23 protein-coding genes and 2 tRNA genes are annotated in these 23,949 nt (G+C 62.1%); 18 read left to right on the plus strand and 7 right to left on the minus strand.

Annotation, left to right across the window (positions count from 1 at the left end; all coding sequences use genetic code 11):
• Positions 1–1,137 carry an FIST signal transduction protein gene (locus MESAU_RS18150; RefSeq protein WP_041163431.1) on the minus strand — a complete coding sequence of 379 codons (1,137 nt, stop codon included), beginning with the start codon at positions 1,135–1,137 and terminating at the stop codon, positions 1–3.
• 312 nt (positions 1,138–1,449) lie between these two features.
• Between MESAU_RS18150 and MESAU_RS18155 the strand changes: the two genes are divergently transcribed.
• The 4 genes from MESAU_RS18155 to MESAU_RS18170 all read left to right on the plus strand — a co-directional run bounded on the left by MESAU_RS18155 (position 1,450) and on the right by MESAU_RS18170 (position 6,597).
• Entirely contained in the window at positions 1,450–1,950 is a 501-nt protein-coding gene (locus MESAU_RS18155) for a (2Fe-2S)-binding protein (protein ID WP_015317502.1), read from the plus strand.
• Positions 1,951–2,061: 111 nt separating this feature from the next.
• Positions 2,062–4,407: a xanthine dehydrogenase family protein molybdopterin-binding subunit gene (locus MESAU_RS18160; protein ID WP_015317503.1), complete on the plus strand. Its 2,346-nt coding sequence runs from the start codon at positions 2,062–2,064 to the stop codon at positions 4,405–4,407.
• 114 nt (positions 4,408–4,521) lie between these two features.
• The gene (locus MESAU_RS18165) at positions 4,522–5,319 is read left to right on the plus strand and encodes an FAD binding domain-containing protein (protein ID WP_015317504.1); all 798 of its coding nucleotides are present in this window, start codon (positions 4,522–4,524) and stop codon (positions 5,317–5,319) included.
• Between the two features lie 255 nt (positions 5,320–5,574).
• The gene (locus MESAU_RS18170) at positions 5,575–6,597 is read left to right on the plus strand and encodes an acyltransferase family protein (protein ID WP_015317505.1); all 1,023 of its coding nucleotides are present in this window, start codon (positions 5,575–5,577) and stop codon (positions 6,595–6,597) included.
• 127 nt (positions 6,598–6,724) lie between these two features.
• Here the strand turns inward: MESAU_RS18170 and MESAU_RS18175 are convergent, their stop codons facing one another.
• Positions 6,725–7,213 (minus strand): GNAT family N-acetyltransferase, encoded by a 489-nt coding sequence (locus tag MESAU_RS18175; RefSeq protein ID WP_015317506.1) that lies wholly within the window; start codon positions 7,211–7,213, stop codon positions 6,725–6,727.
• Positions 7,210–7,968: a copper homeostasis protein CutC gene (locus tag MESAU_RS18180; RefSeq protein ID WP_015317507.1), complete on the minus strand. Its 759-nt coding sequence runs from the start codon at positions 7,966–7,968 to the stop codon at positions 7,210–7,212. Before MESAU_RS18180 ends, MESAU_RS18175 begins: the two co-directional genes overlap by 4 nt.
• A gap of 200 nt (positions 7,969–8,168) precedes the next feature.
• Here MESAU_RS18180 and MESAU_RS18185 point away from each other — a divergent pair, with 200 nt between their 5' ends.
• Positions 8,169–8,597 (plus strand): SRPBCC family protein, encoded by a 429-nt coding sequence (locus tag MESAU_RS18185; RefSeq protein ID WP_015317508.1) that lies wholly within the window; start codon positions 8,169–8,171, stop codon positions 8,595–8,597.
• A 102-nt stretch (positions 8,598–8,699) separates the two neighbouring features.
• Positions 8,700–9,155 (plus strand): carboxymuconolactone decarboxylase family protein, encoded by a 456-nt coding sequence (locus MESAU_RS18190; RefSeq protein ID WP_015317509.1) that lies wholly within the window; start codon positions 8,700–8,702, stop codon positions 9,153–9,155.
• 95 nt (positions 9,156–9,250) lie between these two features.
• Here MESAU_RS18190 and MESAU_RS18195 read toward each other — a convergent pair whose 3' ends face one another.
• Positions 9,251–9,682, minus strand: a complete 432-nt coding sequence (locus MESAU_RS18195) for a cupin domain-containing protein (protein WP_015317510.1) — start codon at positions 9,680–9,682, stop codon at positions 9,251–9,253.
• Between the two features lie 339 nt (positions 9,683–10,021).
• On the opposite strand from MESAU_RS18195, the gene MESAU_RS18200 reads away from it, so the two are divergent.
• The 3 genes from MESAU_RS18200 (at position 10,022) to MESAU_RS18210 (ending at position 11,374) form a co-directional block, all read left to right on the plus strand.
• Complete coding sequence (locus MESAU_RS18200) at positions 10,022–10,510, plus strand: Hsp20 family protein (protein ID WP_015317511.1); 489 nt, start codon at positions 10,022–10,024, stop codon at positions 10,508–10,510.
• A gap of 68 nt (positions 10,511–10,578) precedes the next feature.
• The gene (locus tag MESAU_RS18205; RefSeq protein ID WP_015317512.1) at positions 10,579–11,031 is read left to right on the plus strand and encodes a hypothetical protein; all 453 of its coding nucleotides are present in this window, start codon (positions 10,579–10,581) and stop codon (positions 11,029–11,031) included.
• Between the two features lie 43 nt (positions 11,032–11,074).
• On the plus strand, positions 11,075–11,374 hold the full coding sequence (locus MESAU_RS18210; RefSeq protein WP_023791605.1) for a DUF982 domain-containing protein: 300 nt from the start codon (positions 11,075–11,077) through the stop codon (positions 11,372–11,374).
• Between the two features lie 131 nt (positions 11,375–11,505).
• Here the strand turns inward: MESAU_RS18210 and MESAU_RS18215 are convergent.
• Positions 11,506–11,580: transfer RNA gene (locus MESAU_RS18215), tRNA-Asn, on the minus strand.
• A gap of 222 nt (positions 11,581–11,802) precedes the next feature.
• Here MESAU_RS18215 and MESAU_RS18220 point away from each other — a divergent pair.
• Positions 11,803–12,063, plus strand: coding sequence for a hypothetical protein (locus MESAU_RS18220; protein WP_015317514.1), 261 nt, complete (start codon positions 11,803–11,805; stop codon positions 12,061–12,063).
• Positions 12,064–12,107: 44 nt separating this feature from the next.
• Here the strand turns inward: MESAU_RS18220 and MESAU_RS18225 are convergent, their stop codons facing one another.
• Complete coding sequence (locus MESAU_RS18225; RefSeq protein ID WP_015317515.1) at positions 12,108–12,359, minus strand: hypothetical protein; 252 nt, start codon at positions 12,357–12,359, stop codon at positions 12,108–12,110.
• Between the two features lie 218 nt (positions 12,360–12,577).
• Between MESAU_RS18225 and MESAU_RS18230 the strand changes: the two genes are divergently transcribed.
• The 8 genes from MESAU_RS18230 to MESAU_RS18265 all read left to right on the plus strand — a co-directional run bounded on the left by MESAU_RS18230 (position 12,578) and on the right by MESAU_RS18265 (position 23,585).
• Positions 12,578–12,651: transfer RNA gene (locus tag MESAU_RS18230), tRNA-Cys, on the plus strand.
• 90 nt (positions 12,652–12,741) lie between these two features.
• Positions 12,742–13,410 carry a protein-L-isoaspartate O-methyltransferase family protein gene (locus tag MESAU_RS18235; protein WP_015317516.1) on the plus strand — a complete coding sequence of 223 codons (669 nt, stop codon included), beginning with the start codon at positions 12,742–12,744 and terminating at the stop codon, positions 13,408–13,410.
• Between the two features lie 180 nt (positions 13,411–13,590).
• Entirely contained in the window at positions 13,591–14,976 is a 1,386-nt protein-coding gene (locus MESAU_RS18240) for a TolC family outer membrane protein (protein WP_015317517.1), read from the plus strand.
• Positions 14,977–15,229: 253 nt separating this feature from the next.
• The gene (locus tag MESAU_RS18245; RefSeq protein WP_015317518.1) at positions 15,230–16,054 is read left to right on the plus strand and encodes a PopZ family protein; all 825 of its coding nucleotides are present in this window, start codon (positions 15,230–15,232) and stop codon (positions 16,052–16,054) included.
• 315 nt (positions 16,055–16,369) lie between these two features.
• Positions 16,370–19,153: a valine--tRNA ligase gene (locus MESAU_RS18250; RefSeq protein WP_015317519.1), complete on the plus strand. Its 2,784-nt coding sequence runs from the start codon at positions 16,370–16,372 to the stop codon at positions 19,151–19,153.
• Positions 19,154–19,512: 359 nt separating this feature from the next.
• Positions 19,513–20,736 (plus strand): OmpP1/FadL family transporter, encoded by a 1,224-nt coding sequence (locus tag MESAU_RS18255; RefSeq protein ID WP_015317520.1) that lies wholly within the window; start codon positions 19,513–19,515, stop codon positions 20,734–20,736.
• Positions 20,737–21,025: 289 nt separating this feature from the next.
• Positions 21,026–22,750 carry a dihydroxy-acid dehydratase gene (gene ilvD / locus MESAU_RS18260; protein WP_015317521.1) on the plus strand — a complete coding sequence of 575 codons (1,725 nt, stop codon included), beginning with the start codon at positions 21,026–21,028 and terminating at the stop codon, positions 22,748–22,750.
• Positions 22,737–23,585, plus strand: a complete 849-nt coding sequence (locus MESAU_RS18265) for a tetratricopeptide repeat protein (RefSeq protein WP_041163432.1) — start codon at positions 22,737–22,739, stop codon at positions 23,583–23,585. The genes ilvD and MESAU_RS18265 overlap by 14 nt, the downstream gene beginning before the upstream one ends.
• A 23-nt stretch (positions 23,586–23,608) precedes the next feature.
• Here MESAU_RS18265 and MESAU_RS18270 read toward each other — a convergent pair whose 3' ends face one another.
• Positions 23,609–23,926, minus strand: coding sequence for a hypothetical protein (locus MESAU_RS18270; RefSeq protein ID WP_015317523.1), 318 nt, complete (start codon positions 23,924–23,926; stop codon positions 23,609–23,611).
• Positions 23,927–23,949 lie beyond the last annotated feature (23 nt).

The raw sequence follows: 23,949 nt of genomic DNA on the forward strand, positions 1-23,949 counted from the left end.
CTATTCAGCCGCCTGGCGGTCGCCGAAAGCGATGCCGGTGAAAGTCTGGTTGAGGTGCATCGACCGGTATTGTTCGCCATAGGTGCCGAAGCCGATGACATTGTTGATCCGGTAGAGTTCCGAAATGTCACGAAAGACCTGGCGGTTGCGCGCATCCAGCCGGCGCAGCACGCAGTCGAAGCCAAGGATCATATCGATGCCGCCCAGCCTTTCCTCGACCTCGCGCAATGCCGCTCGTGTCGCGTCCACCATGTCCTTGGGCTGGGCGATCGACAGCACGACACCGTCGTCGATGGCGCAGAAGAACGACAGCGAGCCATCCGCGTGCATCTTCTGGATCGAGCGGCAGTAATATTCTCCGCCCACCTTCACCACCACTGGATGCGAGGCGAAGCTCAACGGTGTCAAGGTCTGTGGGAGGATCCCGACCGAAGCGGCATATTCCTCCGCCGCATTGGTGGCGTTGAATTCCCGCACGACGCGGTGATCCGGGTCGGACGCGGTCACCACCAGCTTTTCGTCGGTGGGAACGAAATTGTCGGTCTTGAAGACGTGGAACGGAATTTCCGTGGCGACCAGCACGATGATGGCGCTGTCGGAGGTGACCCTGCCGTTCGAGATCAGACGCGTCGTCTCGAATTTCAAATCGTCGCCAGCCGAGCCGCCGAGGAGCGGTATGTCGTCGAGACCCCAGTGGATGGCCGAACTCACCGCTTCCTCGGCATAGGACAGCCCGTCGATGAAGCAGAGCGCGAAGGTGTTGCTGGTCTGCTCGCCGCCGAGCCGGGCGCGCAGCGTGCGCCGCAGGGCCTCGACCTCTTCGGTGATCCTGTCCATGCCCGATGTCGACAGATTGTCGATCATCGTGCTGACCGCCGTGAAGGATGCCGAGGGCAGCAGCATCGCCAGCATATGGCCTTCCTCGAGCCCCTGCGGCGTGATCTCGCCGGCGGTGGAACAGCCAGCATGGTGGAGACACGGCGCGTGGGCCGAGAGTGCCCGTGACAGGGCGCCGGCCTCGATCAGGCTCTGGGAAAAGAACACGAGGGCAAAGCCGGCATTGATGGCGGCGGCCTCGGCGGCTACCGCTCGTGCGAAGACATCCGGGTCGGGCTGGTCCGTGGTCAGCGCCGACAAGCCGCATGCGTAGCGCGTCCGTGAACTTGTCAGCGGCGGTCCTCCCGCATTTCCTCCGACGCCTTCTTGTGCGCGGCTTTTCAAGTGCTTCTGGCGCGCGGGCGACGAGGGCATTGTTGCCGCCAGAAGGCGTTTTGGCAATGGGGCCGGAGGAATGCACTTTGGTGCCCTGGCCATGACCGAAAGTACAATGATCCGCCTTTTCCGTCGTGCTGTTTTTTGTGCGTTGTGCGGTGTACGACTAGCACGTGGCCGAAGTGCCAGCGGCGCGTCGGCAGCGTGATGACCAAGGTTGACACCCAGGGAGGGGCTATGTCGGACGTTTCGTTGATGGTGAACGGCAAGCGGGTCGGCGGTGCCGTCGAGGATCGAACGCTGCTCGTCCATTTCCTGCGGGAGAACCTCGGCCTGACCGGCACTCATGTCGGTTGCGACACATCGCAATGCGGCGCCTGCGTCGTGCATGTCGATGGCAAGGCGGTGAAGTCCTGCACCATGCTCGCGGTCCAGGCCTCGGGGTCGAGCGTGATTACGATCGAAGGCCTGGCCAGTGGCGCCGACTTGCATCCCGTCCAGGTAGCCTTCAAGGAACATCATGGTCTGCAATGCGGCTTTTGCACGCCGGGCATGATCATGGCCGCGACCGACATGATCAACCGCCACCCCGAAGGCCTCGACGAGGCCACGGTGCGGGCAGAACTCGAAGGCAATATCTGCCGCTGCACAGGTTACCACAACATCGTGAAAGCCATCCTCGCCGCATCGACGACGATGTCGAAGGGGGCCAAGGGCAAGGCGAAGCAAGCGGCATGAGGGAAAGAGGAGTGGAGTAGTCGATAGTCAGTAATCGGTCTGAACCGGCGGCTGTCCTCACTACTACTTCCTATTCACACTTCCTATTCACTTTTCGGGAGGAATCTCTGCATGGGTATCGAAGGTGTCGGCGCTCGGGTCGCGCGCAAGGAAGACAAAAGGTTCATCACCGGCGCCGGCCGCTATGTCGACGACATGGTGGTGCCCGGCATGAAGCATGCGGTCTTCGTGCGCAGCCCGCACGCCCATGCGCAGATCAAGAAGATCGACGTGAAAGCGGCTCAAGGCATGCCGGGCGTCATCGGCGTCTTGACCGGCAAGGAACTCAAGGCCGACGGCATCGGAAACCTCATCTGCGGCTGGATGATCCATTCCAAGGACGGCACGCCCATGAAGATGGGCGCATGGTCGCCGCTGGCAGTCGACAAGGTCCGTTATGTCGGCGATGCGGTCGTGGTGGTGGTGGCGGAAACCAAGGGCCAGGCACGCGATGCGGCCGAGGCGGTCGAGATCACCTACAAGGAATTGAAGGCGGTCGTCGATGCGACAAAGGCACTCGAAAAGGGCGCGCCGCAGGTCCATGCCGAGGCCGAGAACAACCTGATCTTCGATTGGGAAATCGGCGATGCCATGGCCACCGACGCCGCCATCAAGGCGGCGGCGCATGTCACGCGCATGAAGATCGTCAACAACCGGCTGGTGCCGAACGCCATGGAGCCGCGCGCCGCACTTGGCCATTACGACAAGGCCGAGGATCATTATACCTGCTGGACGACATCGCAAAACCCGCATGTCGCGCGGCTGGTGATGAGCGCCTTCTACAATGTCGCGCCCGAAAACAAGCTGCGCGTGATCGCGCCGGATGTCGGCGGCGGCTTTGGTTCCAAGATCTATATCTACCCGGAAGAGATCGTCTGCCTGTGGGCCTCGAAGAAGACCGGAGTGCCGGTCAAATGGGTCGCCGATCGCACCGAGAGCTTCCTCACCGACGCGCATGGCCGCGACCACGTCTCGACGGTGGAAATGGCATTCGACAAGAACAACAGGATTACCGGCTTCAAGGTCGATACGATCGCCAATCTCGGCGCCTACATGTCGCTGTTCTCGTCCTGCGTGCCAACCTATCTCTACGCAACGCTGCTGTCGGGCCAATATGACATCCCGGCCATCCACGCCAATGTGCGCACTGTCTATACCAACACGGCACCCGTCGATGCCTATCGCGGGGCAGGGCGGCCGGAAGCCACTTATCTTCTGGAACGCACCATGGAAGCGGCGGCACGCGAGCTCGGCGTCTCGCCGGCAGACCTTAGGCGCAAGAATTTCATCACCACGTTTCCGCACCAGACACCGGTGATCATGAACTATGACGCCGGGGACTATGGCGCTTCGCTCGATGCGGCGATGAAGACCGCCGACTATACCGGCTTTGCCAGGCGCAAGGCGGATTCGGTCAGGAATGGCAAGCTGCGCGGCATCGGCATGAGCTGCTACATCGAGGCCTGCGGCATCGCGCCGTCGGCGGCGGTCGGCTCGCTTGGCGCCGGCGTCGGCCTGTGGGAATCGGCTGAGGTAAGGGTCAACGCCGTCGGCACGATCGAGGTGCTGACCGGCTCGCACAGCCATGGGCAGGGGCACGAGACGACCTTCGCGCAACTGGTCAACCAGCGTTTCGGGGTGCCAATCGATTCGGTGTCGATCGTCCACGGTGACACCGACAAGGTGCAGATGGGCATGGGCACCTACGGCTCGCGCTCGGGCGCGGTCGGAATGTCGGCGATTGCCAAGGCGCTCGACAAGGTCGAGGCCAAGGCCAAGAAGATCGCCGCCCACCTGCTCGAAGCCGACGAGGGCGACATCGTCATCGAGAACGGCGAGGTCAAGGTCGCCGGCACCGACAAGAGCCTGCCGTGGTTCCAGGTGGCTTTGGCCGCCTATACCGCGCACAATTTGCCGGCCGGCATGGAGCCAGGCCTGAAGGAAACGGCGTTCTACGATCCCGCGAACTTCACCTTCCCGGCGGGCTGCTATATCTGCGAGGTCGAGATCGATCCGGAAACCGGAACGACCGAGATCGTCCAGTTCGTGGCTGCGGACGATTTCGGCAACATCATCAATCCGATGATCGTCGAAGGACAGGTGCATGGCGGCATCGCCCAGGGCATCGGCCAGGCGCTGCTGGAAGGCGCTCACTACGACGCCAGCGGGCAACTGCTGACGGCAAGCTACATGGACTACACCATGCCACGTGCCGGCGACCTGCCGTCGTTCAAGGTCTCGACGTCGAACACGCCATGTCCGAGCAACCCGCTCGGGATCAAGGGCTGCGGCGAGGCCGGTGCCATCGGCTCGCCGCCAGCAGTGATCAATGCCATCACCGACGCCATCGGCATCGTCGATATAGCCATGCCGGCCACACCGTCCACCGTGTGGGCCGCGATCCGCGCCGCGAAATGAGTGACTAGGGAAGTAGTGAGTTGCGGATAGGGCAGCGTGCCATCTCCGGCAGCGGCCATTCCCTGCTCCCTACTGACTACTCACTGCTGACTAACCACTTAGGGGGAGGATCCCATGTACGCAGTCAACTATCACCGTGCCGCCTCGGTCACTGAAGCCGCCAAGCTCGTGAAGAGCGGCGACGCCAAGCTGCTCTCGGGCGGCATGACCTTGATCCCCGCCATGAAGACGCGGCTGGCGGCGCCGTCCGATCTGGTCGACCTGTCCCGCATCAAGGAACTGCAGGGGGTCAAGGTGTCGGGCAAGACGGTCACGATCGGCGCTGCCACCACGCATTTCGACGTCGCCAATGACGAGAAGCTGCGCAAGGCCTGCCCGGCACTTGCCCAGCTGGCGTCGCTGATCGGCGATCCGGCGGTACGCCACAAGGGCACGATCGGCGGTTCGATCGCCAATAACGATCCGGCGGCGGACTATCCGGCCGCACTTCTGGCGCTCGGCGCCACCATCATCACCAACAAGCGCGAGATGTCAGCCGACAAGTTCTTCAAGGGGCTGTTCGAAACCTCCTTGAAGGACGGCGAGATCGTCAGGGCGGTCTCCTTTACGGCACCGGCGAAGGCTGCGTACGAAAAATTCCGCAATCCGGCCTCGCGCTACGCGATCGTCGGCGTGTTCGTGGCCAAGGGCAAGGACGGCGTCAGTGTTGCCGTCACCGGCGCCGGCGACGACGGCGTCTTCCGCTCGAAGGAGATCGAGGCAGCACTTGCCAAGAGCTTCGATGCCGCTTCGCTCAATGGTGTGAAAGTTCCGGCGAAGAACCTGATGAGCGACATTCACGCTTCATCAGACTACCGTGCCAATCTGATCACAGTCATGGCCAAGCGCGCGGTGGCGGCAGCCAACGCCTGACGCAAGATCGATTACGGACGGGGGAACGGGCTGTCACGGCCCGTTTTCATTCCCGGCGACCGTAGGCCTAGTTCCCGTCGGCCACGCCCCCATCCTTGCTTGAAGCAATTCCGGCCCATGCTGCGGGGGACATGCATCGGCGGCAATCTCGCACTTGCACAAACTTATATTGCGCTGCAGTATAGATCAGGGCGGGAATGCGAGCCGGGTTCGGGAATAGCCGTGCCTTTCGCATTACAATGCGAAGGGATCGGCATGTCCGAAATTTCCGCGACCCATCTGGCTTCGCCCCGAGCGATCGTCGAGCGACCGGCCAGGACAAGACTGGCCTATCTCGATGGCTGGCGCGGTCTGTCGATCGCGCTCGTGCTGATCGGGCATTTTTTTCCCGTTCCCGGGATCAATCTGGGCGTGCTGGGCGTCGAATTCTTCTTCGTGCTGAGCGGCCGGCTGATGGCCGAAATCCTGTTCATCGAACGCTATCCGCTGAAGAAATTTTTCAAACGCCGGTTCTCGCGCATCTATCCGGCGCTTCTGGTCTTTGTCATCGTCGCCATGATCGCGCTCTCAGGCACGTTCATCGCCTTCAAATGGAAGGCGGCCCTGACGGCGCTGACCTTCACCTACAACTATGCCGGAATTCTCCTGAATCGGGCCGGCGCGCTCGACCACATCTGGTCGCTCTGCATCGAAGAACATGCCTATATCATCCTGGCGGCGATCAGCGCGGTCGTTGCCAGCCGCAGCCGTGTCATCCCGCTGCTGCTGGTCCTGGCTCTGGTGGCCATGGTCAATGGCGCGGTTTCCTACTGGTTCCTGCACATGGATTATGAGATCACGTACTGGCGCACCGACGTGCACATCGCCTCGATCCTGCTGTCGGCCGCGATCTGCCTGCTCAAAGCGGACGGCAAGCTGCCGACCTTGCTGAAGGGGCCTTATGTCGCCGTTTCGGCGGCCGTCGGCGCGGTTTGCCTGTTCATGGACTCGGTACCGACACCGATCCACTACCTGGCCGCGGTGCCATTGCTGGCGATTGCCGTCAACGCGCTGGATTTCAGCACGCGGTTCTTGTCCGGATGGCTGTCGTCCCTGCCGATGACGACGCTGGGTCTATGGTCATATTCGCTTTATCTGTGGCAGCAGCCCTTCTACAAATTCGTCTACGAGCAGGGCAGCAATCCATGGCCGATGCTGGCCGGGGTTTTTGCCTGCGCGCTCTGCAGCTACTACCTGATCGAGCGCCCAGCACGCGAATGGCTCAACCGCAATTGGTGAGCCGCCCGATTGTTTTGATGGTGGCCAGACGATAGCCGTACGACCGCGAGGTCCCTTTTCGTCAGATAGCGCTTAGCTGTTTTCCGGGGTGGCGCAACGTCCAGGTGAGTCGGCGGGTGCCACCCGATCAGGTGGCGATCTGCCTGACGTAATAGCGCACCGCTTTCTTGCCGCCATGGATCACCGCGTCGCCGACTTCGACGAAGCCGAGTGCGGCGTGGAAGGCATCCGAGGCGGGGTTGGGCGGGTCGGTGTTGACCTCGCAGGTGACCAGCGCGTGACCGGCGCTCCGCGCATGGTCGAACAGGTTCCGATAGAGCCGGCGAGCATGGCCGCGGCCTCTTGCGTGCGCCGCCACGACGACGCGGTCGACATAGATGAAGCTGATGTAACGCTCGCGAAACCAGACGAAGTTCGGGCTGTCGTAGTTGGCATCCTGGTCGAAGGTCATGATGAAGGCTTCGAGATCGCCGATGCGGCGCGCGTAAAAGGCCTCGGCGAGCAGGAACGACAGCCGTTCGGCTTCAAGCCACGACAATTCGGCGGCGTGCTCGTTGTTGAGCGCCAGTATTGCCGCTTCGTCGGCCTGCGCAATGCGGTCAATGGGCGAGGTCATGCCTTGGCCGCCGCGATTGTCGCCGCCACCAGCGCTGTATCGGTCAGCGTGTTGCGATATTCGCGGTCGAGATCGGAGCCGCCCATGCCGACCTTCGGATTGCGGTAGCGCATGGCGCTCGACACGTCCTTGAGGGCGGCGAAGTGCATTTCGGCCAGGCCAGTCCTTGCGCGCACCTCGGCGATATTGCCGAGATCGAGCCCGCCGCAACCGAGGATGATGATGCGCTCGCCGGCCAGCCGGACCAGCTCTTGCAGCAATGCCAGGCCTTCGATCGCCGTGTCGCGCTGGCCGCTGGTCAGCACGCGGCCAACCCTGCAGCGGATCAGCGCTTCCAGGGCTTCGGCCGGATCGCGAGTCATATCGAAGGCGCGGTGGCAGGTTACGTTCAAGGGGCCGGCGGCCTCTGTCAATTCGCGCATGCGCTGCTCGTCGATGGTCCCGTCGGGGTTCAGGCAGCCGAACACCACGCCGGGCACGCCGAGTTCGCGGAGCGCGGCGACGTCGGCAAGCATCGAGCGGTATTCGGTCTCGCTGTAGAGAAAATCCCCGCCGCGCGGCCGCACCATGACATGAAAGGGCACGGTCGCCTGGTCGAGAGCGGCGCGCACGGTGCCGAGGCTCGGCGTGGTGCCGCCTTCGACAAGGCTGGCGCAGAGTTCGATCCGGTCGGCGCCGGCGGCCTGCGCGGCGAGCAGGCCATCAATGCCTTCGACACAGATTTCTATAAGCGGCGGGCGAATTTTTGGGGTCAAGGGGCGATCCAATCCATGGTGTTGCGCAAGCCCTAGCACCCGGGCGCCTGGCGCGGAAGCGTGAACGCTACGCCGCCACTTGGACCAGACGGCAGATTCCATTCTTGACAGTCACATAACTGCAGGGTTATGGGTTTATACATAGCTGATGGGTTATGATTTTGCGCGTGGCACCACTACAGCAACGAGAGGAGCAAGGCATGACGGAAACCAAATCGATCGTCGTCGAAAGGCTGATTCCATATTCGGCGGAAAAGATATGGCGAGCACTGACCGTGCCGGCACTCGTCGGCGAATGGCTCATGCAGAATGATTTCGCTGCCCAAGAGGGGCATCGCTTCACATTCCGTGCGACACCAGTTCCCGGGTGGTCCGGGGTGACGAACTGCATGGTGCTGAAAGTCGAGGCGCCGCGGCTGCTGGCTTATAGCTGGGGCGATGGGACGGAATCGGACAGCGGGTTGAAAACCGTGGTGACGTGGTTACTGACACCCGAGGGGATGGCGACCCGGGTGCGAATGGAGCAGTCGGGATTTCGGCCCGCCGACGAGCGTGGCTATATCGGCATGGGAAGCGGCTGGCCGCGCATTCTCGAACGGCTCGAACAGGTTACCTCAAAACAGACCTGACACCCGGCAGGCAGCTAACAGTTCCATCAAGTCGAAACCCTGGATGCGAGGCGTCCGGGCCGGGAAAACACGCCCGGAGAACAGTTCAAAAGGAGAAGACACATGCAAGCGAGAATCAAGAGCCCGGTGATGCTCATCCCAGGCGCCCTGCAGGCGTTTCTGGCGCTGGACAAGTCGACCGAGGCAGCGGACCTGCCCTATGTGACACGCAAGCTCGTGCATCTGCGCGCCAGTCAGATCAACAGCTGCAGCGTCTGCGTCGACATGCACGCGCGCGAGCTCAAGAAAGCCGGCGAGAAGGAAGAGCGCATCTTTGCCCTCGCTGCCTGGAGGGAAACGCCTTATTTCACCGACGCCGAACGCGCGGCATTGGCGCTGGCAGAAGCCGGCACAAGGCTCGCCGACCGACCGGACGCGGTGCCGGACGATATCTGGGAGGAGGCGGCCCGGCATTATGACGAGAAGGCCCTTGCCGCACTGGTCATCCAGATCGCCCTGATCAACGCCTTCAACAGGCTGAACGCGACGACCCGGCAGCCGGTTGGCGCCTGGGGCTGAGCGCCGGGTTCACATGGGGGCTGGGTCCACGAGGCGAGGGGGCGGGCGGCGCATTGCCTTCCCGCCCCGCCGGGAGCACCTATGTAACCTGGTGGCTACTGTCGCAATTCGGTATTCTTGGCGCCTTCCTCGACCTGATCGATCACCAGGAGCTTGACCGGCCCGTCGCCAATGTTGGTGGCCTGGTGCCACTGCCCGATCATTTCAATGATGAAATCGCCAGTCTTGTAGGTGTTGCTGTTGCCGGTTTCGACATTCGTGACCTTCAGCGTTCCGGCCTGGACATAGGCGTAGCGCGGGAAGGGATGGCGATGGACCGGCAAGGTCGCGCCGGGCGCGATGTCATAGGTCGAGACCAGCACCTGCACGTTCTTCCGCGGCAGCGTGATCGGCTGCCCGGATGCAGTGGTGGTACGTGATGCGAGTGGCGTCACGACGACTGGGGTTCCGCTGCTGTCCAGCGCATGAGCGCCGGTCGCGAACGATGCTGCCGTGAGCAGCAATACCGATGCCAGGATTTTCCGCATGATGTCCTCCCTTGACCGACGCATCTATCGCGCGGCGGCGGCGGCGTGCAAGCCGCTCGTGACCAGAGGCCGAACCTGCGTGCATTTGCACGGGCGGTTGATCCACGACCCGGGCCATATTCCTCACCCGCTTCCAACCGGAGGTATGTCGCCGCAAGGCCTGATGCATGCCCGGTCAGGAATGGCCGTAGTGCCGCTTCAAAAAAATTTCGGGCGACCTCTTGAATAAAAAAATCGTGATTCCCAGATCGTTTTCCGTCGAGGCTTCGGCTCGACATACCGCGTCGCGGCGACGCTGCGGCGACCCGTAAACCATGTTGCTTCACGGAGGATATGGCTATGAGAAGCTTTGATTATTCGCCTCTTTACCGCACCACGGTCGGCTTCGACCGGCTCTTCGACATGCTCGAAAACAGTGTGCGCTCCGACTGGCCGCCCTACAACATCGAGAAGAATGGCGACAACGACTATCGTATCACGATGGCCGTCGCCGGCTTCGGTCTCGACGAAGTGGAACTTGTGCAGAACGGCCCTGAATTGTCCGTCATCGGACAGAGAAAGCCCGATCAGCAACATCGGGAGATCCTCCACCGGGGCCTGGCGATAGGTAACTTCAAGCAGGTGTTCAAACTTGCAGACCACGTCAAGGTCAAGGCGGCCAATATTCATAATGGCCTGCTGTCGGTGGACCTGGTCCGCGAAGTGCCCGAGGAACTCAAGCCCCGGCGCATCGAGATCGGTTCCAACGCCGCAGCGGTTCCGCTTCAGGATGGCGGCAACAAGCAGTCCATGGATGTGGATGCCGAGCCGCAACGCAAGGTGGCCTGATACAAGAAACCTCAGTCTGTGGTCCGCCTCCCGGCTCGGCCGGGAGGCACAGATCGCGGAGAACGGAGATGAGATTCCAAGCTTACAGTTTTCATGAATCCAAACCGACGGATTACGCAGCGGAATTCGCTGCGCTGCGTACGCCCGAGGACGTCCTGAACGAGAACATGACGATCGGCGAGAAGAGGGCTCTGCTCGCCTTCTGGGCCTCGGACGCCCATGCGGTTCCTGACAATCCAACCCTGCGTCAATTGGACAACGGTGCGATGGCGCAGGTCAGCGAGATTCTTCGTGCGCTCCACACCCTGGACGAGATTGCGCGCAAGCCGACGGCCAGGGCACCGTTTGATCGCAGTCCGTCCTCAGACCAGCGTCGCAACAAAACCAGGCGCAACTGGCTGCGGTACCCCTGGCGAGATGACGATGACGATGATCCGCCGCCGGTTCCGGCATATGCCGGTGTCCCACCCAGGTGTGGGGATGGCGGCATGTTCGCGGAGCCTGAGCATGCCGTCGCGTAAAAAGCTGAAGCAGACCAACTCGCTCGACCGAATGGAGGACTATATGAGCGACAGGACGTTCGATCGACCAGTGCTGGTCAAGGATGGCCAGTTCATCCAAGAAATAGGAAGCCTTGAGGATGCATTCGATTTCCTGGATGAGTGGCCGCGGGAGCGTCGAGGCCCGATTTTCGAAACGGCCTTCCGGGCTTGCCAGCGTGCTTACGATGGCCAGATACCACTCTCGGTCGCGCGCGATGCCGTCGCTGGGTTCGCGAGATCCGTCAAGATGCTGCAGGAGCCGCTTGCTCCGCTGCCTTGGATGAGCGGCACCAAATCTGGCCGCGGTGGGGTGGCCGCCTAGCTGCGACACCGGCAGCGGCACTGCCCAGAGGTGTCGCTGCCCGCAGTCCCTACGGGTTAGCACGTCACGTCGAATCCCACCACGTCGCGTGTGGCGCCGGCGATGGCAGGCAGAGAGGTCTTTAGAGAAATTGGCTCCCCGGGCCGGATTCGAACCAGCGACCAACCGGTTAACAGCCGGTTGCTCTACCACTGAGCTACCGGGGAACGGAGGCTCTTTGAGCAAGTGGCGCAGCCTATAGCAAACCCGTTTCGGCTTTGCAAAGAAGCATTTCGCATTTTTCCGAGACTTTTTCGCTCAGGCGTTTCTCGCAATCGGCCTTGCCCACCCTCATATTAGCCGTCTTGGCGACGAGCGCGGAACCGAAAGGGCGGTCGCGGCTTTCGTAAAATGAGATTGTCGAGCCCTAACACAGGCAGTTCTTCACGATGACGGCAGCGGACGAAAACCCGATACCCGCAAGAAAGATCTCGGTGTTCGGGCGTGAATTCACCATGCCGCAGTCGCGCGGCCTCAGAATCACGATCGGCGTGCTATTGACCCTTGGCGGCATCCTCGGGTTCTTGCCGATCCTCGGCTTCTGGATGGTGCCGCTCGGATTGCTGGTGCTCTCCTACGAAATTGCCATGGTGCGCCGCCACCGGCGCCGCCTGGTCGTCTGGTGGGAGCGGCGACGCCGGCCGAATTGAGCGGCCGATACCGATGCATGTCGCATGGCGGCCTTCGACGAGAATCAATCGTCGCGCTGTTTCTCCGTGCTGGTGCCGGATTCCTCCGAATTCGGTTGCTGGCCTGCCTTCAGATCTTCGCTGATCTCCTTCAGGACGGCTGAAGCCGAGGCCAGGCGCGCCCGGTCGCGGGGTGAAAGCCTGCCAGTGCCTTCTATTCTCAGGCACTCGATGGCATAGCGCACCAATTCCTCGCATCCCAGCAGCGGCACGCTTTCGGTTTCGTGCGTTTCGTCCTTCGGTTTGGCCAGGGCCATGATGCAGTCCCTCCCTGTTTCTCAACGCAAGCCGGTGCGCGGAGTTTCGCTCGATCATTTGCCATGCTTAACGGATTGCCAATATGAGTGGGCGGCTCCGACGGCGATCTAACAGGGCGCGGAGCCGGCGCAAGGAAACCGTTTTGGAATGCGTGTGGCCGCTTGACGGCATTTTCGCCGCAACCTATTGGAACCGGGTGGAACGCCGGGAGCAATGAGGCCTCGTGGCGGAGTGGTTACGCAGAGGACTGCAAATCCTTGCACCCCGGTTCGATTCCGGGCGAGGCCTCCAATACCCGGGCTCCAGCGCGTCAGCGCCGGAGCCTGAAGTTCCGGTCGAAATGAACCGCGATTCTGGCGCGGCAAGCAGATTGGTTGGAGCATGAGCGCTGATTTTTCCGAACTTCGCGTCAAGATGGTCGATGGTCAGGTTCGCACCACCGACGTGACCAGCGCGCCGCTGCTCGACGCGATGCTTTCGGTGCCGCGCGAGGTCTTCGTCGGCGATCGCCAGCGCGATCTGGCCTATATCGACGAGGACATCCGCATCGCCGACAGCGCCGATGGCCCGCGTTACCTGATGGAAGCTTCGCCACTGGCCAAGCTGATGCAACTGGCCGAGATCAACCCGACCGACTCGGCGCTCGATGTCGGTTGCGGCACCGGTTATGCCTCGGCCATCCTGTCGCGCCTGGCGAGATCCGTCGTGGCGCTCGAAAGCGATTCGGCACTGGCGCAAACCGCCGCGTCGACCCTGTCCGGGCTTGGCTGCGGCAATGTGACCGTGGTTCAGGGCGCCCTGGCGCAAGGCCATGCCGCGAAGGCGCCTTACGAGGTCATCTTCATCGGCGGCAGTGTCAGTAAAGTGCCGTCGGCGCTGCTCGACCAGCTCGCCGAAGGCGGCCGCCTGGTGGCGGTCGAGGGCCAGGGCAATTCAGGCGTGGCGCGACTTTTTGTCAAAGCCGGGGGGGTTGTAACCGGGAGAAGGGCGTTTAATGCGGCAATTAAGCCACTACCCGGGTTCGAACGTGAGCATGCTTTCGAATTCTGAATGATTTGCCTTGCAGCAAAGACCTTGTCATGGTCGCTTGCATTTGAACGATCGTTGCTGATCCCAGACTGGGGGCACTTTGGGCTGAGCGACAGGGAACATAAACACGCCACGCCGCCTGCTCTGGAAGGAGAAGCCGGCGCGGCGCGGTTCCCATGGAAAACGAATGAGGGATACACCGTGCCGTCAGTACGCAAGTCACTTTTCACCGCCGTCCTTGTTTCGGCGACCGCGCTATCCCCACTGGCTGCTTCGGCTGAAACCATCACCGGCGCGCTTTCAAAAGCCTATCAGTACAATTCCACGCTGAATGCATCGCGCGCCGGCGTGCGTGTCACCGACGAGAGTGTGGCCATCGCCAAGTCGGGCTGGCGGCCGACGGTTACAGGTTCAGCCAACATCGATTATACGAACACGCGCCGGGCAAATGGCGGCGGCAGTTCGAAACTGACAAGCGGCAGCTACGGCATTCAGATCAATCAATCGCTGTTCGACGGGTTTCAGACGAGGAACAATGTCGCGGCCGCCGAATCCCAGGTCAAGGCGTCGGTGGAAAGCCTGCGCAATACCGAGGAAAACACGCTGTTCAACGCGGCCATGGCCTATATGGACGTGATTCGCGACCGGCAGATCGCGGTGCTGACCGAGCAGAACCTGCAGTTCCTGAGCGAGCAGGCGCGCGCCGCGCGCTCGCGCTTCGAAGTCGGCGAAGGCACGCGCACCGATGTCGCGCAGGCCGATGCCTCACGAGCTTCCGCGGTGGCATCGCTGAGCGCGGCCCGCGCACAGGCGCTGGCCAGCGCTGCGACCTATCACCAGGTCGTCGGTGACGAGCCTGGCAAGCTCAGGCCCGCTTCGCCATTGGGCCGGTTGCTGCCGTCGAGCCTCGACGCGGCGATCGCCGTCGGCTCGGCCGAACACCCGGCCATCCTTGCCACTCAGCATCTGGTCGACGCCGCAGCGTTTTCAGTCAAATCGGCTGAAGGCGCGCTGTTGCCGCAGCTGTCGGCTTCGGCCGGCGTTTCGGAAGATTACCGCAAGTCCATTCCCGACATCACCGGTTCCAACGGCAATTCGACCTCGGCCAATATCGGCGCGACGCTGACCATTCCAATCTACTCCGGCGGCCGGACGTCGGCGGTCGTGCGGCAGAACAAGGAATCGCTGGGGCAAGCACGCATCCAGGTCGACGTTACCCGCGACCAGGTGCGCCAGGCCATCGCCACGGCATGGTCGCAATACACCGCCGCGCAGCAAAGCGTATCCGCCAACAGGCAGGTTATCGACGCCGCACAATTGGCGCTGAACGGCGTCATCGAGGAACGCAATGTCGGCCAGCGCACGACGCTTGACGTACTCAATGCGCAGGCCACCGTGATTACCGCCAAGATCAACCAGGCCAATTCCGAACACGACGTGGTCGTGGCGAGCTATGCCATCCTTCAGGCGATTGGCCGCCTGTCTGTCGACCGGCTTGCGCTGCAGGTGACGAAGTACAGGCCCGAAGAGCACTATAATGCCGTCAAGGACAAGTGGATCGGCCTGCGCACGCCGGACGGCCGCTAGGCCGTTCGCTCGATCGGCGTTTTCTGGCTAGGATTCGATCGACACCGTTGGACCATCGTTCTCCCTTGGTCGGTAGCTGACGGGACCGTCACACGGCTTTGGCGGATTTGCTCTAATCTGTTGAAATCCCACATGTCCCCAGATTGGGGATTCTCGTGCGGCGATCCGTCGGTTACGCTGTCGCCATGATTCGAATCCGGCTTTTGCCGGAGCGGAAAATCTGCAACGGGTCACAAGGGCGGCGGATGTGACGATGGCAACGGCAAGCAGCGCACAGCGCGAACCTTCCATGGAAGAGATACTGGCTTCCATCAGGAGGATCATCGAAGACAGCGACAATGGCCGCAAGCAGCCCGGCGAGGCCGACGAATTGCAGCAGGACCTGGAGCCGCCACCGAGCGCTGTGGCAGCCGCCGACATCGATGCGTTTCGCGCCGAATTGCATGCCGCTCCCGAGGTCAGGAAGCCGGTCGCTGTGACCGAAACAATCCAGGCGCAGCCGGCGATTGCGCGCATGGATGCGCCGCCGCGTGCCGATCCGGCTCCGGGCAGGACGCCGATGACCCTGGCCGAGGTCAGCGCCCGGGTTGCCGCCGAGCCTGCCGCCGACGCGCCAGCGGCTCCCGCGGAGGTTGCGACAAGTGAAGCCATCGTCGCCGATTGGCGGCGCGAGATCGCGGCGGTTGGCGAGCAAGCCAAGGCGATGCCGGACCGGAGCGTCCGCAAGCCAGCGGCAGAGCCGGAGGTTTCGGCAAGCAAACCAGTGGTGGCGGAACCTGCGATCGACCGGGCTCCTTCAAGCGATGCTCCAACGGGTACGGCTGAGGCGCGCGCGGCGGCGAACGAAACGCCGGCGGTGCGTCCCGCGATTCTTTCCGAACATACCGGCCGCCAGGTCGCGGCCGCCTTCGGCGAACTGTCCGACGCCTTTGCCAGCCGCAGCAAGAAGACATTCGACGAGATGGCCGAAGAAATGCTGCGTCCGATGCTGCAGGATTGGCTGGACAACAATCTGCCGACGCTGGTCGAAAGGCTGGTGCGCGAAGAGATCGAGCGCGTGGCACGCGGAGCGCAATAACGTCCAGGCTAGCATCCCGAGAAACGCCGCCGCCGAGGCGGCGTTTCTCGTTGTGGTTGGATCAGTCACTGGTTGCCGAACTGGCGAAGGCGAGCAGGTTGCCGTCGGAGTCGCTGACAATGAAGGTGCGCGAGCCCCGGGGTCTGGGTCCAGCGATCCATTGGCGTCAAGACGCCCACGGCCCGTCCGTTGAAATGAATAGGCCGACGCCTATCTGCTTGTGAAGCCTCAGGACATCCCTCGCGGTTGACTTGGCCAAGACCTTCCGATTTACACCGAACCAGCAAAATTCCCGACAGCGCGGACCGTTTTCCCATGCTTGAAAAGACCTACGACGCAAAAACCGTCGAGCCGAAGATCGCCAAGGTGTGGGAGGAAGCCGACGCGTTTCGCGCCGGCGCTGGGGCGGAGGAGGGGGCCGAGGCCTTCACCATCGTCATTCCGCCGCCCAACGTCACCGGCTCGCTGCATATGGGCCATGCGCTCAACAACACGCTGCAGGACATTCTGGTCCGCTTCGAGCGCATGCGTGGCAAGAACGTCTTGTGGCAGCCCGGCATGGACCATGCCGGCATCGCCACGCAGATGGTGGTCGAGCGGCAGCTGATGGAAAAGCAGATCCACCGCCGCGATCTCACCCGCGAGGAATTCATCGAGAAAGTGTGGGAGTGGAAGGCCGAATCGGGCGGCGCGATCTTCAACCAGCTGAAACGTCTCGGCGCTTCCGCCGACTGGTCGCGCGAACGCTTCACCATGGACGAGGGCCTCTCCAAGGCCGTGCTCGAAGTCTTCGTCACGCTCTACAAGGAAGGGCTGATCTACAAGGACAAGCGCCTTGTGAACTGGGACCCGAAACTGTTGACCGCGATCTCCGATCTCGAGGTCGAGCAGCAGGAGGTCAACGGCAACCTCTGGCATTTCCGCTATCCGGTCGAAGGCGTGACGTTCGATCCCGAGAATCCAAAAACCTTCGTTATCGTGGCGACGACTCGTCCCGAGACAATGCTGGGCGACACGGCTGTCGCGGTGAATCCAGAGGACGACCGGTTCCGGCATCTCGTCGGCAAGAATGTCGTCCTGCCGATCGTCGGGCGCAAGATCCCTGTCGTGGCCGACGAGTATTCCGATCCGGAAAAGGGGTCCGGAGCGGTCAAGATCACGCCGGCGCATGATTTCAACGACTTCGAGGTCGGCAAGCGCCACAAGCTGCCGGCGATCAACATCCTGACCGTCGAAGCGGCCATCAAGCTCAGGGATAATGAGGACTTCCTCGCCGGCGTCGAGGTGACGCCGGAGCGCCAGGCCGTCTGGGACGAGCTCGACGGCCTCGACCGTTTCGTTGCGCGCAAGAAGATCGTCGAGCTGATGGAGGCCGGCGGCTTCCTCGACAAGGTCGAGCCGCACCGCCATGCGGTGCCGCATGGCGACCGCGGCGGCGTGCCGATCGAACCGTTCCTGACCGAGCAGTGGTACGCCAACGCGGCGGAACTCGCCAAGCCGGCGATCGCCTCGGTGCGCGAGGGGCGCACCAAAATAATCCCCAACAGCTGGGACAAGACCTACTTCCAGTGGATGGAGAATATCGAACCCTGGTGTATTTCGCGCCAGCTCTGGTGGGGTCACCAGATTCCGGCCTGGTACGGGCCAGATGGGCGTGTCTTCGTCGAGAAGACCGAGGAAGAGGCGCTGAGCGCCGCCATCGAATATTATCTGGCGCTGGAAGGGCCATGGAAGGCCTGGGTCGAGGACAAGCTCGAGAACTTCAAGCCGGGCGAGATCCTGACCCGCGACGAGGATGTGCTCGACACCTGGTTCTCGTCGGCGCTGTGGCCTTTCTCGACGCTGGGCTGGCCGGAGCAGACGCCGGAGCTGAAGACTTATTATCAGACCGACGTGCTGGTGACCGGCTTCGATCTTATCTTCTTCTGGGTCGCCCGCATGATGATGATGGGCCTCCACTTCATGGGCGAGGAGCCGTTCCACACCGTTTATATGCATGCGCTGGTGCGCGACAAGAACGGCGCCAAGATGTCGAAGTCGAAAGGCAACGTCATCGATCCGCTCGACCTGATCGACGAATATGGCGCCGATGCGCTGCGTTTCACCCTAACGGTGATGGCTGCCCAAGGGCGCGATGTTAAGCTCGATCCGGCGCGTATCGCCGGCTACCGCAATTTCGGCACCAAGCTGTGGAACGCGACGCGTTTCGCCGAGATGAACGAAGTCGCGCGCAATGACGATTTCTGGCTGAACGACGCCAAGCTGGCGGTCAACCGCTGGATCCTGACCGAACTGACACGCGCCGCGCGCGAGGTCACCGACGGCATCACCTCGTATCGCTTCAACGAGGCGGCTGGAGCCGCCTACCGCTTCGTCTGGAACCTGTTCTGCGACTGGTATCTGGAACTGTTGAAGCCGGTGTTCATGGGCTCGGACGAGGCCGCCAAGGCCGAAAGCCGCGCCTGCGTCGCCTTCGTGCTCGACGAGATCTACAAGCTCCTGCATCCGATGATGCCGTTCATGACCGAGGAGCTCTGGGCGCAGACGGCGGGCGAGGGCAGGGAGCGGGGCTCGCTGCTGTGCCATGCCGCATGGCCGTCGCCGGATTTCGAGGACCATGAAGCGGCTGGCGACATCAACTGGCTGGTCGATCTCGTCTCCGGCATCCGCTCGGTGCGCTCGGAGATGAACGTGCCGCCGGCAGCCATTGCGCCGCTGGTGGTGGTCGGCGCCAACGATGTGACGCGCGAGCGGCTGGTTCGCGAGGAGTCGGCGATCAAGCGGCTGGCGCGTGTCGGCGACATCTCGCTTGCCGATGCGGCACCCAAGGGGTCGGCACAGATCGTGCTCAACGAGGCGACGATCTGCCTGCCCCTTGGCAGCCTAATCGACCTCACCGCGGAGGCCGGGCGGCTGCAGAAGGAACTGGTCAAGGTCACCGAGGAAATCGCGCGCCTGCACAAGAAGCTGTCGAATGAGAAATTCGTCGCCAGCGCGCCGGCCGAGATCGTCGAAGGCGAGCGGGAAAAGCTCGCCGAATATCGCGCCGCGCAGGACAAGCTTTCGGTGGCGTTGACCAGGGTTCGTGACGCCGGCTGAAAGGCAGATTCGCGAGACTTTAGCATCCTCTAAAATGGGTAGTCTTTTGCCTCGAAAATCGGCATTCCGTTGCGTTAATGTTGACGTAAACGGAAGTTTTTGCCCCATTGTTGCCATAATGTAACAATGGGGCCGAAGACCCCTTAAATCGGCTTTTTTTGGGCCTTTCTGGCCGTTTTTTTCCTTTTTTGGGAAAGGCAAACCTTGCCAAAGGCCCTTTTTTGGCGCCGCGGCATCCGCTCGCATTTTGTCCAAAATACGTTGCGGGAACATGTACATGTACGCCAATCAATTCGTTGTTGCACCGTTAACCTGAATTGGTTCTAGCTTGATGCACTAGTTATTCGGGGAGGACATCCATGAACAATTTGCGTCTGAAAGCACTGCTGGGAGCAGGATGCTTTTCGCTGGCTTTGGCGGGCTCGGTTATCCATCCGGCGCATGCGGGCGGCCTGGAGCGCGGCGGCTACGACATCGACCTGTTGTTCGATCCGGCGCCGTTCGCGACTGAAGCCGAAGCGACCTATGTGATGCCGGATCGCAAGTACAAAAATGCGACGGGTCCGGGTGGCTTCAATTTTCTCGGTTCGACGGCGGATGGCGCCGAGGGCTATTGGGTACCCCGTATCGGGGCGAAGGTGCAGGTCGTGCAGGGAGTCGACTGCATGGTCGACTATTCACAGCCGTGGGGTGCCCACACAGCGCCTGGTACGTCTTGGAATGGCGCGTTTTCCAACGTCGAAACGGATATCAAGAGCAATAACTACGCTGGTACCTGCTCCTACAAGTTCGATGTCGGCAAGGGCCAACTCCGTTTTATCGGCGGCGTGTTCTACCAGGATATTTCAGGCTTCAAGGAGAGCCTGGTTGGTTTCAATCCAATTGGGCCGTCACCGATTGGCCGCGTCGACCTGGAGGCCAATGGATGGGGCTGGCGAGCCGGCGTTGCATACGAAATCCCCGATATCGCTCTTCGCGCGAGCTTGGTCTACAATTCCCAGGTCAAACTTGACAACATCACCGGCACACTCACGACGCCACTTGGGTCTGAGCCGATTTATGGCTCGACGCAATACATGCCAGACTCGTTGGAGTTGAAACTTCAGTCTGGCATCGCACCCGGCTGGCTTGCCTTCGGCTCGATCAAGTGGGTCAATTGGAGTGTGCTGCAAAGCGTTCCGATCTGCCCGACTCGTTTTGTTCCATCCGCGTCTTGCTTTACCGGTTCCCCGGGTGCAGTCACCTCACTCGACCTGATGTATCGCGACGGCTGGACCGTCACCGGCGGTATCGGTCACAAGTTTAACGATCAGTGGAGCGCTGCCGGTCAGCTTTCCTGGGACCGTGGCACCTCGCATGGTTACGGCGCGCAGACCGATACTTGGACGCTGGGCGGCGGCGTTGCTTATACGCCTCGGCCTAATATCGAAGTACGTCTGGCGGGTGCGGTTGGCGTCCTGACCAGCGGCCATTCCGGCACGTTGGCCGGAGAAAACGGCTACGTGGCTGGCGAAGACGCCAGCTACGACTTCGGCAACGATCTGGTAACGGCCCTATCGGGTGGAATCAAGATCAAGTTCTAAATCTCTGAAAACTATAATAAAAGGCTGGGCATTGCCCGGCCTTTTCGTTTGAGCCGGGTTTATCGGCGGCGCCGTCATCCAAGCTGCGTTGTATATAAGCCGCACTGTGGCCGCCTCGTGCGATTGTGACGTTTTGGCAACACTTTCTGAACAACCCCTGCGCTGGAAGTCAGGTCGAGGAAATTGCCCATTTCCCGCCATAAACCCGGCGCACCTCGATCTTGTCTCGGGACACGCGCCAAAAGGCTCGGCGATGGGACAGGCCGCACCGCCCGCGGCAAGGAAGAGAATGGACGCCAAGGTCATCTCAAAGGCTAAGCTCCCTAGCCGCCATGTGACTGTCGGTCCGGCGCGTGCGCCGCACCGGTCCTATCTCTATGCCATGGGCCTCTCGGCGGCCGAGATCGCGCAGCCGCTGGTCGGCGTCGCCTCCTGCTGGAACGAAGCGGCACCCTGCAACATTTCGCTGATGCGGCAGGCGCAGGTGGTCAAGAAAGGGGTGGCCGCCGCCAACGGCACGCCGCGCGAATTCTGCACCATCACCGTCACCGACGGCATCGCGATGGGCCACCAGGGCATGAAGTCGTCGCTGGTGTCGCGCGAGGTCATCGCCGATTCGGTCGAGCTCACCATGCGCGGCCATTGCTACGATGCGCTGGTCGGTCTCGCCGGCTGCGACAAGTCGCTGCCCGGCATGATGATGGCCATGGTGCGGCTCAACGTGCCGTCGATATTCATCTATGGCGGCTCGATCCTGCCCGGCAGCTATCGCGGCCGCCAGATCACCGTACAGGATGTGTTCGAGGCTGTCGGGCAGCACTCGGTCGGCACGATCGGCGATGCCGAGCTGCTCGAAATCGAGCAGGCCGCCTGTCCCTCGGCCGGCTCCTGCGGTGCCCAGTTCACCGCCAACACGATGGCCACCGTCGCGGAGGCGATCGGTCTCGCGCTGCCCTATTCCTGCGGCGCGCCCGCGCCCTACGAAATGCGCGACCGCTTCAATTTCGCTTCCGGCGAAAAAATCATGGAGCTGATCGCCAAAAACATCCGGCCGCGCGACATCGTCACGCTGAAGGCGCTGGAAAACGCGGCGACCGTGGTTTCGGCCACCGGCGGCTCGACCAATGCGGCACTGCACCTGCCGGCGATCGCTCATGAGGCGGGGCTGAAATTCGACCTGTTCGACGTGGCAAAAATCTTCGAGAAGACGCCTTACATCGCCGACCTCAAGCCGGGCGGCAAATATGTAGCCAAGGACATGTTCGAGGCCGGCGGCATTCCGCTGCTGATGAAGACGCTGCTCGACCATGGCTATCTGCATGGCGATTGCCTGACGGTCACTGGCCGCACTTTGGCCGAAAATATGGAGCACGTTGCCTGGAATGAACACCAGGATGTGGTCCGCCCGGCCGACAGACCTATTACCCAAACCGGCGGTGTCGTGGGTTTGAAGGGAAACCTTGCTCCCGAAGGCGCGATCGTGAAGGTCGCGGGCATGGCGGAGTTAAAGTTCTCCGGTCCGGCGCGCTGCTTCGATTCGGAAGAGGAATGTTTCGAAGCGGTGACGCATCGCAACTACCGGGAAGGCGAGGTTCTGGTCATCCGCTATGAGGGACCGCGCGGCGGCCCTGGCATGCGCGAGATGCTGTCGACGACGGCGGCACTCTACGGCCAGGGCATGGGCGGCAAGGTGGCACTGATCACGGACGGTCGCTTCTCGGGCGCGACACGCGGCTTCTGCATCGGCCATGTCGGGCCAGAAGCGGCCGTTGGCGGTCCGATCGGTCTCGTCAAGGATGGCGACGTGATCACGATCGACGCGGTGAACGGCACGATAGAGGTGGCGCTGTCCGATAGCGAGCTGGCGGCTCGGGCGAAGACATGGAAGGCGCGTACGACCGACTATCAGTCGGGCGCGATATGGAAATACGCACAGACGGTAGGGTCCGCCCGGGATGGCGCGGTCACCCATCCGGGCGGTGCGAAAGAAACACACTGCTATGCGGATATCTGAGTTGTTGAAGTCAACACCAGAGTTGCTGAGGTCATCTGTCCTTCCGGCACTGGTCGCGGTTGCGATCTTTGGCGCCGTGGGCCAGGCCGTGGCTTTCGACGACAAGGTGTTCGACGACAAGACCGGAGTGAAGCCGCAGTCGAGCCCCTGGGCGGTGTTCCAGTTCGGCTTCTCCGCCTACAAGAACGGCCACAAGGAACAGGCGGCCGAGGCCTATAAATACGCCGCCGAAAACGGCCAGATCGGCGCCACCTGGAAGCTTGCCCGCATGTATGCCGAAGGCGACGGCGTGGCCCGCGACGATTATGAGGCGTTCAAGTTCTTCTCGGAGATCGTAGACCAGGACGTCGAGCCCGGCTCTCCGGAAGAAAGCTACGTCTCCGACGCGCTGGTGGCGCTGGGCGACTATCTGCGCAAGGGCATTCCCGGCAGCCCGGTCAGCGAGAACGAGGTGGCGGCGCAGGAATACTACATGCGCGCCGCCGCCAATTACCGCAATCCGAACGCCCAGTTCGAGATGGGGCAGATGTTCCTGAAGGGTGAAGGCGGCGTGAAGGCCAGCGTCAAGCAGGCCGGGCGCTGGTTCCAGCTCGCCGCCGAGAAGGGCCATGCCGGCGCGCAGGCGACGCTTGGCCATCTGTTGTTCCAGAGCGGCAAGGTCGTGCGCGGCCTGGCGATGATGACAGCGGCCCTCGAGCGTGCTTCCCCGGCCGATCAGCCCTGGATTCGCGGCATGCAGGAAGAGGCCTTCGCCGCTGCCGGCGAAGCCGACCGTCGCACCGCGATCTCACTGGCCGACGATATCCTGACCAAGGGCAGCAACGTCGATCAGTAAGGTTCTTTCGAGGAACCAGAAAATCAGTTTTCGGTTGGCTCCGTCGGCACCATGCTTGGCGCGGGTGTGGAGATCGGCGTGACGTGCAGGTGCGGCGCCATCGTGTTTGCGGGGCAGCTATCGCCGACCTTTGTCCACGACGTGTTGTTGAGCACCATGTCGCAGCGAGCCAAATGACTCTGATCGGCGACCGTCAGGCAGGCGACCTGGCCGACCGGATAGGATTTTCCATTGGCAAGACATTCCTGCGCGGCGAAGGCCGGCACGATCGCGGCCGTGGCGAGTGCCAAGCCGATCGGACAAAGAGCAAATCGAATGGTCATGGGAACCCCCGCCGCCATGATGATCTCCCATCATGCGTCGG

The sequence above is a fragment of the Mesorhizobium australicum WSM2073 genome, from assembly GCF_000230995.2.
GTDB lineage: Bacteria > Pseudomonadota > Alphaproteobacteria > Rhizobiales > Rhizobiaceae > Mesorhizobium > Mesorhizobium australicum.